The following is a 12525-nucleotide window of genomic DNA, read 5'->3' on the forward strand; positions in this document are numbered from 1 at the left end:
TGACTCGCTATTTCATCCCGTCGAAAAAGTCCAGCTCGGACAAATCGCTTTCAAAGGCGAAGAACACTTTTTTCCCCAGAAGCAGCTGCTCGTTTTGCCGAGCGACTGGCACCACGTGGAATCCCCATTCGCTGCCGCCTGAAAACACGAAAAACTTGACCTCTCCGTTTTGAATCGAGTCGGTTTCTTCCTGGGGAATGTGGCTTGCGTACTTGGCCTGGATTTCTTCGTAGAGCACAGGCTTGTACGCGCTTCTGTCGTCCGTGTACAAATAGCGCTTGCGCAAAAGTCCGTCGCTTTCCTTGAGGAAAAACTCCACCTCGCTCACTCCGTACGGACGGGAGATGGCCCCATGCACCTGGCTCAGCTTTTCCTGACTGCGAATCAGTATCCGTTCCTGTCTGTTGTGCGTGAACGCCGTCACCGAGTAAGGAACGACAGGCGCGTGATTGGTGATTTGCGCTTCGATGAATCCCGCTTTTTTCGCGCTCTGATAACGAAGTGCGCCGCGCAGGCAGGACAGCTTCAGGTCGGGTACTTTTCCTGCGTCCTCGGACCTCTGGCGAAATTCGATGCTGCGTCCCGGCACGAACTCCTTCAACGCTTCGCGAAACACGTCAATCCGGCACGACTGCCCGGTCAGCTTGATAATGGAAAAGTCCGCGAGCTTTCCTTCCTGATAAAAATCGTCGAGGAACACCCGCAAAATCTCGTAAATGTCCGCCTTGATCAAATGGTTGATTTCTTTGCTGTTGAAGACGACGTCAGGCAAGTCGTACACATCCCGGAAGCGACCATCCTCGCGTATCGACAGCACCCAGCGCTCGACTGCTGTCAGCTTCAAATCCTGCTCCTGACGCTGCTCTCCTTCGGCTGTAAACCGGTTGCGCAAAATGCCCGTCTGACGGAAAAACTCCTTTTTCATATGGTCTGCCAGGTCCCATAAAAAGTGAAAGTTGTTGCGGACGCGCTGATAGTCGTCGCGGCTTTTGTTCTCGTAAGCTTTGTAGCAGGTGGGCAAAAGCGCCTCTGCCTCCCGGTAGCGCCGTTCGAATTGCTCGTAGACAGCATCGACGCCAAACTCATCTACATGCCGGAATATTTCCGAGCCGGGGATGTCGATCAGTTGGTCGATGTCGGTTACGTGGCGGCCTTTGCTGTAGTAGTCGGCAAACACGATTTTCATGAACTGCATGATCCGGTATGTGATGTTGTTGCCGCCAAAGTTCGTATCGCCGTTTTCGTAGGTCGTGCTAATGTCGATGCGATAGGAGATGTGGCCATCCTCGATGCGAAAGCGGCACGATGACAAGTCGGTCGTTCCTCCGCCGCAGTCAATGACCAGCGCTTGGTACGTCTCGCCGTCGAGGAAGCTGTCTTTGTCAATCTGGTCCGCGATCGTGTTGAACAGCACCGCCATCCCTTCATCCAGCGCATCCTGCGATTCGATGCGGTATTCCGGCAAAATGTCCGTAAACATCTCGATGAACTGCGTTTTCAGCTTCACAGGACTGGTGATATGCAAGTGCCGAAACCGACACTTGAACTGATGCTCCGCCGTCTGGATGACATGCAGCAGGTACTGCCGCAAAATGTCACTACGTTTGACCATGGCCGTATTCCCTTGGCTGTCCATCACTTCTTCCAGCTTGTGATAGCTGTTCACCCAGCGCTTCAATCCGAAAAATACGGTCGCATGCGAGCTGTATCCGTTCTTTTTCATCTGGCGCAGCGCTTCGTAGCCGATGTGGTAGCGCACGTCTTGCGCGACGGAGCAGTCTGCTACCTGGACAACGGTCGGCAATACCTCGATCCACTCTTCTGTTTTCTGGGTCGTGTCTGGAAACGCGACGTAATTGATCGCATTCAGCTTGATTCGGCCATTCAGCAAATCGTTGCTGGAAGGGGCGCTGACATACTGGTGGTCCAAAAAAGCGCCAGCGGTCGTGGAAGAAGTGCCGAAATCAATCGCCAGCACAGCATCCGTCTCTTCCAGCTCCCTGATTTCCAGATCCGTTACAGGCACTTTGTAATAGTGCAAGTTGACAGGGGGGAGCGGCTTATCCTCGGTGTATGCTTTGTACAAATAATCCGAGTCTTGCTTGCGAAAAAAGAGCAGGCTGTAGCTCTGATTCACGGTTTTTCGCCACGGGACGTCCTTGTGGGAAAACAGCATGTACCGTCCCTGCTTGTCTGCCTCTTTGCGCAGCTGAAAAATGCCGCACAGCTCCATGTAGTCATTGACGAGCAGGACATTCGACTCGGACAAGCCTTGGGCCGACTCCACCCGATAGCCATCCAGCCTGTCTACAGCCAGCCCGGCATACAAACTCATCTTCGCCGGGATTTTGATGGAGTCCGCCCCAGGCAGCGGCGTATTCAAGTAGGCATGCAAAGCCGCTTCGATCCGTTCAAAGCCGCCTGTTGTATCTGCTTCGATAAACAAGCTCTCCTCCGCGCTGCGAAACCGCAAGATCGTGTTCAGCAATCCTTCCCGATCGAGATTGTTCACAACCGAGCCAACCAGCTTTTCCTTGTAACAAATATTGCGCAGCTGAAAGGTCGTCATCTCCATCAGCTCATCTCGCGTATACGTGGTTTCGTTTCGCGGGACGTCCATGCTGCCTTTTTGAATATGAAGCTTGTACGACATTTTACTCATGAGAACGCTCCTCCCACACCCACATGACTTTCTAGCAAAATCACGTGCCTTCTAGTACATTGCCATGCTGTCGATTTGCATGGTTTCCTCCACATCGAGAATGCCAAAGTGGTTGCGCCAATACACTTCTGTCTGGAAGCGAACAGGCAGGAAAATGTCCTTGATCAGCTCCAGCCTTGCCCGCGCTGCTGCCGTCTCCTCCTGCCCGACATACAGAAGCAGTTCATCCTTCTCCTCGCAGTTTGCGTAGATGGTCGAGCGGGGAAAAATTTTTCGCATCGTGTCCCGCAGCAAATAAACTGCTTCTCCCGTCTCATACAGTCGCAACAAATTGCCCGCAATGATTTCACGTTCTTCCTGGGTGAACAACCGAATGTGATCCGCCGTCCTTTTGCCGAACAGTCCCGCTTCGAGATCGCGCAACACAAAGCGGATGTAGTATTCTCGCTTGTTCATTCCTTGCACCAGATCGATATCGGCCAACAGGTGAATGACGATGTCAAACAAGACGTGACGCAGTTCAGGCTCATCCGTGTAATTGACATCAAACAGCTCGCGGAAAATATCGTCAAAGCGATAGAACGGGTTCACTTCTACCGTCTTCTCCACGGTTTTGGCGTTGATCGCTTCCTGGCTCAGCTCCATGTAAGGCGAGTACACCTTCGCCGCTTGGAACGTAATGTCTCTTTTGGCAACTCCGGCGCGCCTGGCCTTGATGACCAGATCCCAGATGTAGTTCACGCCCATTCTCCTTCGCACTTGTATTCCGGGAAATACATCTGAATCTCGGACACGAGAAAGCTCATCATATCCTCTAAAATAAAGCTGTCGGTTCCGCGCTTGCGAAAGCCGAGATGCATGATTTTTTTATCGTGCTCCACGCGGACATTGTCGCTGATAAACGGATTCATCTCATACGTAGCGGCCGTCCCTTTGCTTTTTTCGCGAATTTCCACATGCACAAGCTCCAGCTGCTCCGCTGCTTCGAAGGAGTGGACGATGCGAATGATCTCTCCCTTGGCCCGGACCGGCATTCCTTGCTTGCGCGCGAAGCTGGTGACAAAGCTGCTCTTGCGGCGGTTGGACACCAGTTCATAGTGCAGGCGGGACGTAGGCGTCTCGACAGGCTGGGTAATTTTGCAGACGTGCCAAATTCCCGACTTTTCCTGGGGAGACACGATGGTCAATTCTTCGGGCGTGCGCTTGATATAGCGGATCAACGCTTCGTCGCCGTCTACCAAATACCCGTGCTGGCTCCCTGTCTTGCGCAGCGACAGCACGTGCTCGAAGTTCACCCGATCGGTAGCAGGCACGGGGAAGCCGATATTTTTCAAGGCCAGCCGTTCGATGTTCCAGAGCGGGATGACATCCAGCTTTTTGTAAGGCTCCCACTCTTCCAGGTGGACGGACACCTCCACGATCTCCTCGTCCTCGCCAAGCTCGCCCTCGCAGGAGACGAGGATGACGTCGAAAAACTTGTTCGCGTACGGATGGTTCACGGTTTTCCACGGCATGCCGTTTTTTTGAAACATGTTGTACAGCTTTTCCAGCTCGTTTACGTACAGCGGGTTTGGCTGCAAGCGCACTTCGATCGGGTACGAATGCTCCGCTGTCGTCAAACGCCCCTGAAAATGCCGCTTGCCATGCGCAAGCGATTGGAGACGGCTGTACTCGCACTCCAGAAAAATCGTCATGAGCACCGCTTCTTCCTGTCGGGCGAGTTGCTCAAACAACTCCTTGCGATCGAACCATGTTTTTTGTTCGTCGCCCGGAATCATCGGGTACAAATAGTCGTGAATCGGATCGAAGTCATCCCGCTGACATAGCGTGACGTAAATGTCGTGCTTCTCTTCCTTGTCCTCAAATTCGGAGAAGACCCGCTGCTCCAGCTTCTTTTGCATGTCCTCCTGATATTCGACCAGATGCAAAAACACGCTGTTCATCATCTGCTTCAGCATCCGGCGCTGTTCCAAATCTTCCATTTTGTTCAAACGGTCCAGTACGATCTCTTTCATCATGGTGCTTTGACAGCCTCCTTTTGCGCCGGATTGGCTGGTGATTCGGCAGCGGACTTGCCCTCGACTGGCCGAGCGGAAGGAGCCGGACTGGCGGATTGACCCGGTTTGGGTGCTTGTTGCTGCACTGCCGGGGGTGGAGTTGCTGCCGGACTCGGGGTGGTGACATGCCCTGCATTGCCCCCTTGCTGCTGTACCGCCGGGGCGGGAGTTGCGACCGGACTCGGGGTGGACGCATGCCCCGCATTACCCCCTTGCTGCTGTACCGCCGGGGGTGGAGTTGCTGCCGAAGTCGAGATGGCCGCTTGACCCGGTTTGGGCGCTTGCTGCTGTACCGCCGGGGGTGGAGTTGTTGCCGAAGTCGGTGGGCTGGCTTGACCCGCATTGCCCGCTTGCTGCTGCGCCGCCGAAGCTGGGGTTGTTGCCGGAGTCGTGTTGCTGACTTGACCCGCATTGCCCCCTTGCTGCTGCGCAGCCGATGGCACAACCTGCGGCGTGCTTTGCTCAGCAGCAACAACAGGCACTGCGGCTGGCGGATTCAGCTTTTCCTCCACCTTGGTCACTTTGCGCTCCATCGCCAAAACCTTTTCCAGCACGCCGATTTCCTGATACATCTCCTGCGCCATCGTGTACGATTCGATGGCCGCCGCAAAATCGCCAGCGGCGTAGCTGTCGTCGCCTTTTTTCTCCAGCTTGTCTGCGGACAGCATTTTCTGCTCTTTGCTGATGCCCGTTTTCTTCGCTTCCACCTCGTCCAGCTTCGCCCGAATCTCTTTTTCCCCCGTGAGGTAGGACGATTCCAGCGCCAGCTTTCTCGCCTTTTGATAAAAGGCGGCAGCCCCTTCGTAGTCTTGCGCCTCGAACAGCATGTCGCCTTCCTTCTTCCACTGCATCACGAGCAAATACGATTCGGTCTTTTCCTTTTTGGCAGCAATCTCCGGCTCGTTGAAATCGTCCCGGTCTTTCATTTCCTTGAGCGCCTTGTCGTATTTTTCCAGCGCTTTCTGATACTGCTCGTCCTTCATCGCCGTATCCCCGTCCACGATGAGCTGGGTGATTCGCTGCTTTTTGTTCAGAAGCGCCGCGTGGATTTTGTCCTTGACGATGTTGGCGGCATTGCGCGCTTCGCTGTATTCCTTGAGCGCTTTCGGATAGTCGCTTTCTTCGATAAACGCATCCCCGTTCTGCTCGTGCTCGAACATGCCTGTCGCAGCATCGGCGATTCTCTCGGCTTCCTTCATCTTGAACAAAAGGGCGCCGCCTCCTGTCAAGGCAAGCAACAGGACGATAATCGCGACCCGCTTGATAATCCGCCACTTTTTCTGCGGATCGGTCTTGAAAATCTTGTTGGCAAAAATCGCCGCAGCCGTATAGTTGTTCACCACACGCTGCTGTTTGCTCAACAAGACATCCTCCACCGTATCGATCAGCGCTTCGGGATCTTTTGCTTCCTCAAGCGCGTCCTGCATCTCGGCTGGACCGACTCCCTCCCACACCCCCGGAGTGGTCAAAAGCAAGACGTCTCCGTCGTACAGCGGCAGCTTTTTGGAAATGTACGGGCGAAATTCATCCGGCGTTCCCAAGTAATTCAACAGATTGTGGCGCTCCTCGTGGCAGTCAAGCACGTCCTCTGCGATTTCTTCTCCATCCGCCATCTGTTGCGACAGACTCTGGTCCTTGCTCCGCAAATGCAGCCGTCCGTTGCGAAACATATACAGTCTCGTGTTCCCGGCCACACCGTAAACGACGCGGGCATAGTCGGTGACGATCAGCGTCAGACTGGCCTTCAGCCGCACCCGATGGCTCTCCTGCCGGAGCACGCGATGCGCTTCCTGCAAGTAGCGGCTGATGCGATAGCGGGAGAGAGACGGCTTTTGCATAAAGTGTCCCAGGACGCTTTTGACCGCAAGCTCGGCGCTCTGCACTTCCTGATCCGTATCCAAGCCGCGGGCGATCACCCAGCAAGCAATATCATCCAGTTCGGTGTAGGCAAAGTAATCCTTGTTGCGCACATGCGTGCCTGACTCGGACAAAAATCCGGTTACAAATTCACTGTTGTCCCTTCTCATCCTTAACTACCCGCTCCTCCTTCTCTTCCGGATGCTGCTGCCCTCGCCCTCACCAACCTTTTTCCAAAATCAGAATGGTCGCGTTGTCCTGGTTGGCTTTTTGCTTGCTCTCGACGGCATCGATGATTTGCTCGGCAGCATCGTGGGAGGAAATGTTCTGAAACAAGATTTTCTCCAGCTCCACTTCTGTCAACGTATCGTAGACGCCGTCGCTGATCAGAATCACCTTGTCGCCCTTCTCCAGCGGAAAAGGTTCGCGGCCAATCTCGATATTATGAAAGCCTTCGTAGCCGAGGTAATTGATCAGCTGCTTTTTCTTTGGATGGCTGATCGCTTCGTCTTTGCTGATTTCCCCCGCGAGAAAACGCTCTTCCAACACCGATTCGTAAATGTCCTTTTGATTGATCGGGATAAATTCTCCCCCGCGAAAAACAGTCAGGACACTATCCCCGACCGCGCCCCAATGCAGCATGCCGTCGTGAATGACTGCCGCAACCAGCGTAGTGCCTCCCCGGCTGCCTTTTAGCGCCTGCAAAATCTCCCCGTTGGCAAGCGTAGCGGCTCGGGAAAAGAAAAGAGAGAGGTGGCGCGGATGGTCCAGCTTGGCGAACTCGCGAATAAACGTCTGGACGGCCAAAGTCGATGCCAGTCTGCCGTTGGCAAGGCCGCTGATGCCGTCTGCCAGCACAGCAATCGTTCCGTGCGAGGTCGTTGTCGTGGCAAAATAGTCATCCTGCTCTGCTCTTCTGCCAATCGTCTGTCCATTGCCAATCTGAATGACCGGATGCTTTTCCTCTCTGATCCAAGCGGCACGAACGCGAAACAACCAAATGATGACAGCTATGACGGCAAACACAACCAGATAAGGAATGATCTCCTGTGCAAACATGCTCATCATTCCTTGCCTTTGCTTGCGTTGTCCCATTCAAAGTGAACCCCGCACAGCGGGATGAAAATAAACGTACTGCCGCCAAGCTGGATGACGTCATAGGCAGTCAGCTCGACTGGCGTGTACACCGCTTCGTTATTGTGGTAAGCCAGACCGGAGGCATCGCCGGGGAGCAGGTAGAAATTGCGCTTTTTCGGATCGTAGACGATGACGGCATGGTTTCTGCGAGAAATTTTGTTATCCCCGATGATGCGGATATGCATATCCTCGGAGCGTCCGATGAAGTTTTTTTCTGCCATGATGCGGTAGTCTTGTCCTTGCTGTGGCCCATCGATGCAGACCAGCCAGCCTGTGACAGGCTCGATGCCTTCTGTCTCCCCCAAGTAAGGCATGGTCTTGTCATCTTCGTCGCCGCCCCTGGCAGGCATTCGGTTCTCCGCCTTTGCCGCAGGCTCTACCACCAGGCTGCAATACGGGCAAGTGCTGCCGTGTTTTCTCGTGCTAAACATGTGTCCATTTGCGCATCTCGTCAAACTCATTCAAGTCTTCCCCCGTTTCGTGTCTCTCCACCTGCTCGTCTACTTCAGCAGCAAGCGTGTATTGGCTATGTAAATGATGTCGCCCGCCTTCACTTTGTGCGGCTGCTCGATTTCCAGCTTGTTCTTGTCGCGGCTGTTCGGCTGTTTGATTCCAGTGCCGTTGCGGGAGTGAACATCCTCGATAAACCAGTTGCCCGAAGCATGGTTGAGCACTGCATGCTGTTTGCTGATCAGAGCAGCGTACTCGGCGTCAGACAAGTCGATGTCGACTTCGTTCTGGTTCGTGTTTTTGCCGATCAAAAGCGAGGTCGCTCCCTGGATAAACCACTCCTTCACGCTCTCGCCGTCCTCGTCCAGCAGCACGAGCTTGGAAATGCCTGTTTCCTTCCTGTCCTCCTTCTCGTCCGGGCTTCCGACCGTGACAATAAACATGCCGAATAAAAAAAGCCCAAAGGCAATTCCCGTAAAAATCTTCAGAGCGTTGCTGTCCGTGTAGCCGAAAACATAAATGAGTTCGCCAAACAAAAGAATTGCAATCAACAGCTCGATCAGCTTTACCCTGACAGATTTTTGATAAGCCTTGCTTTTCTTTGCCATCTTGAGTACCTCCCTTACGAAAAAGTGCCCCAAGCTTTGGGAGAATGGTTTTTGGCTGACATCCATCCAAAGAAAGGAGCAGGTTCGGTGCTTCTATGTCCATAAAAGAGCGGCCATCCGCCTTGTCATCGTTTCGGTCTCTTCGCCTGCTGTCAGGATGTCGCCCGATTTTTCCTTTTTAGGTATGCCGTCTGTTTGGTTAGCTGCTCTGTCTTGGGTGACAGCGTCTTATTTTTTCTTCATGCGAAAAAACTGCTCGAACATATCTGTCGTATCCAGCGGATTTTTTTTGCCGCGGTTCATGCTCTTCTCGTTGACCTCTCCTGTTTTCGGATGAAAGCCGAAAAACTGCTCAAACGTCTTGTGCAAATCTTCCATCGAAGCGCCCGGATTCGCTCGCTGCTGGTTCGCTTTCGCCTGGCCCTGCGCCCTTGCTTGCTCAGCGCCGTTTCTTTCACGGGCTTGTCCTCTTCCCTGGACAAACGCTTCGTAACGCGCGTCGTAGGCTTCCCGCGCAGACTCGTCCTGCAAAGTCTGGTACGCCTCTGTTATATCTTTGAAAAGCTGTTCGGACTCCTTGCTCCCCGCATTCACATCGGGATGGTGCTGCTTCGCCAACTGTCGGTACGCTTTTTTGATGTCGTTTTGGGAGGCCGTCTTCGCAAGCCCCAAAATCTCGTAATAATTTTTCACCACAGCACCCTCTGTCTGGCTTTTTGGAAAACCGTACCTTGAACACGGCTTTCAAGGTACGGCTCGTTTACTCTTTTGAAAGAAAAGAAGCTGTGACCGCTTGCGGTCGATCCGCTGGACGCGACCGTTTGGCCAGTCCTTCGCGGCAAAAGACTAGACAGCGTAGCCGCCTTCGATTTTCGCGAACTCGGTTTTGTCTTTCTTTTGTTTGATGAAGATGCTGAATGTACCAACACCTTCTGTATCGCCGAATGTCTCGTTGTAATCGACGACGAAAGCGTTCGGGAAGTAGATTTTGCGAATGACCTGGTCAGCAGCGATCACTTCCAGTGTCACTTTGCGGTAGCAGTCTGCTTTTTCCGCTGGAACCAAAGACCACAGAGCCAGCTTCATCGTGTCATCGGCGCTGTCGCCGTCCGTTGCTGTAATGATTTTGCCTGTCAGACGCAGTGTTGCCCCTACGTCAGTGGAACGAGCGTTGGAATCATCTGGAGTATCCGTGTCGTACTTGACTGTTTGGATGTTGTCCATTCCCAGCTCGATTGTTTCGGAACCTTCTACTTTGAGTCGAAAACCCATGAAAAAAACCTCCTTGGCGTATATGTGTGCTCTCGAATGACCGGATGGGCTTCGAGGCTTATGTGTAAGGGTGCGCTTTGGAAAGCACACCTCTAGCCACCTGCGTAATGTGTGAATCCATTTCATAAAAAGCTCTCCCGACTGAAATCAGGTACTAAGCTTTGACAGGAGTCGTACCCTTCGTGATCGTGACTTCCAGATTTTTCACATTGCCATTGAAGATCAGATCGATGTGGCACAGATTGCTCTTGTCGTCGATGATATAGCTCATGTCGTCGCCATCCTGAATGATGGAGTTGACAAAGCCGCGTGTGCCGAGCCATTTGCTCTTTTGGCTGCTCGGGTTGTTGCTGAAAAATTTGACGATGTTGTCGTGCTTGAAATCGCCCGTCTGGAAGCGGAGAATCCGCTCGATGTAGGTGCTGACCAGCGTTTTGTAGATGGAATCGAAGCCATCCTCGGCCATCGCCAGGCTGCGCGCCTTGTACACCGTGATTCGCTTGATATCCTTGCCCTGGATTTGCGCATTTTCCGAAGAGAAGACAAAGCCAAAGTTTTTGCGGTTGATCGAATCTTTGATGTTGTTCGTAAAGCCGGAGATTTCCTTGGCCATGGTCGTAATCGCACGCAGACCGTTTTCGCCCGCTTCGATGTCAAAGCGCACGCCTGGATACTCGCGGCTGACCACCTTGAATGCTTCGCGCAAATACTCCGGACACTGATACGCCGCCACAATCCCTGCCGCTACGTAGCTCGCTCCGACGTAAACGCCTTCGATCCACAGCTTCAGGATGTCTTCTTTTTCCTGCGACAGCTTCACGCCGTCTTCGGTTTGCAGCATGCGGCTGTCGATGACCACTCCCGATTTGTCCTTCGGAATAATCGTAAAGTTCGGAACGCACGGGATCGCAAACTCGCTGTACTCCTTGCGCACAAGCACGCCGCACTTGTCGATGTACTTGTCGATGCCGGCAGTCGCCATGCTGTTGAAGGTCGTCTCTTCGCCCGTGCTGAAGCTGAAGAAAATTTGGACCTTGAAGTCTTTGACTACTTGCAGCAGCATCGTCAGCGACTCCATCGTATTGCCGTCCTGTTTGACGACCTTTTCGTTGCCGCGGAAGCGCTCGCGTGTGACTTTCGCTTTGGCGCCAGCTTCCATGTCGATGGAAGGCACGATTCCGAACCAGATCGTATCGGTGAAGTCGTTTTTCGCGTTGACGGTGTTGAGATACGTCTCCAGGCGCGGGATGTTGCTGCTTTTCACCAGCATGTCCAGCTTGGTGTTGGTGATGAGCATCGCAGGCTGCATGCCTTTGTTCTTGGTCACGTACTGATCGAAGAACATTTTCACGCCGAGAATTTTCTCGACCAGCGGCTTGACTGTTTTCACGAAGTCATCCTTCGCGTTTTTATAAAATTCGAGGTACGTGTTGTAGTTTTGCACCTCTGTCTCAATGTCGATCTCGCTATGAACGGCAGGCAGCGGGCAGAACGTGCGCACTACCAAATCTTTGACATAGGAGGACGGCGTTTCGGTAATCGACTCGTAATCATCCTCGAACACGTTCATCAATCCGTTGCCGTTGCCCTCGTCGAGAACCATCAGCTCGCGGCTGTCGCTTTTCGGCGCTTCGATGATTTTCAGCTCACCGTTTTCCCCGATCGTCAGCATCCCGATCTGAATCGCTTCCGACTGGTTCTCCTCTTGCGCCCCGCCGAGAAGCAGACGGGTCTTGATATCTTCAATCGCGAGCGGGAGCATGGCCATGACGTTGTTGTAGTTTTTGCTCGCATCTTCAAACATGATGTTCAGCTTGTCGCCGAGATCGAGCTTCTTCGGATCGCCATCGTCCAGCTTTTCGTAGTGGCTGTACAAGTAGTGAATCTCTTTACGCACCTGACGGATATCGTCCATCACTTTTTTCGGGGAGATCATGTCCAGCAGATTCTCGAATTTAAAGTCGACGTTCGTGATTCCCTGGCTGCGCTTAGTATCGATCAGTGTGAACAGCATTTTCAAAAAGTCATTGCTCTGGTCGATCTTGATCTCGGAAATCGCATCTTCCGCAATGCCATCAGGCTTTTTCAAGGTGTACATAACCTTTTGGTTTACGGCGTTGTAGAACGAATAGACAGTCGGGGAGAACTTGTCCAAAAACTCATCGAAGCTTTTCACAAGCAAATGCTCGTTGATTTCCTTGATCTTGTCGTCGCTCAAACTGTCGATGCCCTTGACGTCGCCTACAATCGTGATGAGGTCGAGTTTCTCCGGGTTGATCTCTTCGAACAGCATGGTTCTGTTGGTCTGGTTAATAATGTCCATAAATGACCCCTTCCTTTTGTCTCTCGTAAATGCGTGGTCCTAACTCAGGAGTGTATGAGTCCTACTTCCACAATCAATTACAGTTGATTACATAAATCCCAATAAAACCAAAAATCTTGCCTCTAAATTAAACTCGCTCGCCATATTTTGTCAACAAAC

Annotated in this window: 10 protein-coding genes; all 10 read right to left on the reverse strand. The window is 52.8% G+C overall.

The window, feature by feature from the left end; genetic code table 11:
• Window positions 1–7: 7 nt before the first annotated feature.
• Entirely contained in the window at window positions 8–2662 is a 2655-nt protein-coding gene (locus NST23_RS21220; RefSeq protein ID WP_173598226.1) for a molecular chaperone, read from the reverse strand.
• Between the two features lie 51 nt (window positions 2663–2713).
• Window positions 2714–3409: an iron-dependent peroxidase gene (locus tag NST23_RS21225; protein WP_122965916.1), complete on the reverse strand. Its 696-nt coding sequence runs from the start codon at window positions 3407–3409 to the stop codon at window positions 2714–2716.
• Window positions 3400–4677: a normocyte-binding protein gene (locus NST23_RS21230; protein WP_122965996.1), complete on the reverse strand. Its 1278-nt coding sequence runs from the start codon at window positions 4675–4677 to the stop codon at window positions 3400–3402. Before NST23_RS21230 ends, NST23_RS21225 begins: the two co-directional genes overlap by 10 nt.
• Window positions 4677–6746 (reverse strand): serine/threonine protein phosphatase, encoded by a 2070-nt coding sequence (locus tag NST23_RS21235; protein ID WP_217022374.1) that lies wholly within the window; start codon window positions 6744–6746, stop codon window positions 4677–4679. The genes NST23_RS21230 and NST23_RS21235 overlap by 1 nt, the downstream gene beginning before the upstream one ends.
• A gap of 49 nt (window positions 6747–6795) precedes the next feature.
• Window positions 6796–7635 (reverse strand): PP2C family protein-serine/threonine phosphatase, encoded by an 840-nt coding sequence (locus tag NST23_RS21240; protein WP_217022400.1) that lies wholly within the window; start codon window positions 7633–7635, stop codon window positions 6796–6798.
• A gap of 5 nt (window positions 7636–7640) precedes the next feature.
• A complete protein-coding gene (locus NST23_RS21245; protein WP_122965919.1) occupies window positions 7641–8174 on the reverse strand; it encodes an FHA domain-containing protein in 534 nt (177 codons plus the stop codon).
• A gap of 39 nt (window positions 8175–8213) precedes the next feature.
• Complete coding sequence (locus NST23_RS21250) at window positions 8214–8771, reverse strand: FHA domain-containing protein (protein ID WP_122965920.1); 558 nt, start codon at window positions 8769–8771, stop codon at window positions 8214–8216.
• Window positions 8772–8999: 228 nt separating this feature from the next.
• Window positions 9000–9464: a DnaJ domain-containing protein gene (locus NST23_RS21255; RefSeq protein ID WP_173598225.1), complete on the reverse strand. Its 465-nt coding sequence runs from the start codon at window positions 9462–9464 to the stop codon at window positions 9000–9002.
• A 153-nt stretch (window positions 9465–9617) separates the two neighbouring features.
• Window positions 9618–10043, reverse strand: coding sequence for a membrane-associated protease 1 (locus NST23_RS21260; RefSeq protein ID WP_122965922.1), 426 nt, complete (start codon window positions 10041–10043; stop codon window positions 9618–9620).
• Window positions 10044–10197: 154 nt separating this feature from the next.
• Window positions 10198–12366, reverse strand: coding sequence for a transcriptional regulator (locus NST23_RS21265; protein ID WP_122965923.1), 2169 nt, complete (start codon window positions 12364–12366; stop codon window positions 10198–10200).
• Between the last annotated feature and the right edge of the window lie 159 nt (window positions 12367–12525).

Origin of the sequence: Brevibacillus sp. FSL K6-0770 (genome assembly GCF_038000275.1) — a bacterium.
GTDB lineage: Bacteria > Bacillota > Bacilli > Brevibacillales > Brevibacillaceae > Brevibacillus > Brevibacillus parabrevis.

Bases quoted from the DNA above. Each gene is read 5' to 3' on its own strand.
- NST23_RS21220 (WP_173598226.1), bottom strand. From the start codon at position 2,662: ATGAGTAAAATGTCGTACAAGCTTCATATTCAAAAAGGCAGCATGGAC.
- NST23_RS21225 (WP_122965916.1), bottom strand. From the start codon at position 3,409: ATGGGCGTGAACTACATCTGGGATCTGGTCATCAAGGCCAGGCGCGCC.
- NST23_RS21230 (WP_122965996.1), bottom strand. From the start codon at position 4,677: ATGAAAGAGATCGTACTGGACCGTTTGAACAAAATGGAAGATTTGGAA.
- NST23_RS21235 (WP_217022374.1), bottom strand. From the start codon at position 6,746: ATGAGAAGGGACAACAGTGAATTTGTAACCGGATTTTTGTCCGAGTCA.
- NST23_RS21240 (WP_217022400.1), bottom strand. From the start codon at position 7,635: ATGTTTGCACAGGAGATCATTCCTTATCTGGTTGTGTTTGCCGTCATA.
- NST23_RS21245 (WP_122965919.1), bottom strand. From the start codon at position 8,174: ATGAGTTTGACGAGATGCGCAAATGGACACATGTTTAGCACGAGAAAA.
- NST23_RS21250 (WP_122965920.1), bottom strand. From the start codon at position 8,771: ATGGCAAAGAAAAGCAAGGCTTATCAAAAATCTGTCAGGGTAAAGCTG.
- NST23_RS21260 (WP_122965922.1), bottom strand. From the start codon at position 10,043: ATGGGTTTTCGACTCAAAGTAGAAGGTTCCGAAACAATCGAGCTGGGA.
- NST23_RS21265 (WP_122965923.1), bottom strand. From the start codon at position 12,366: ATGGACATTATTAACCAGACCAACAGAACCATGCTGTTCGAAGAGATC.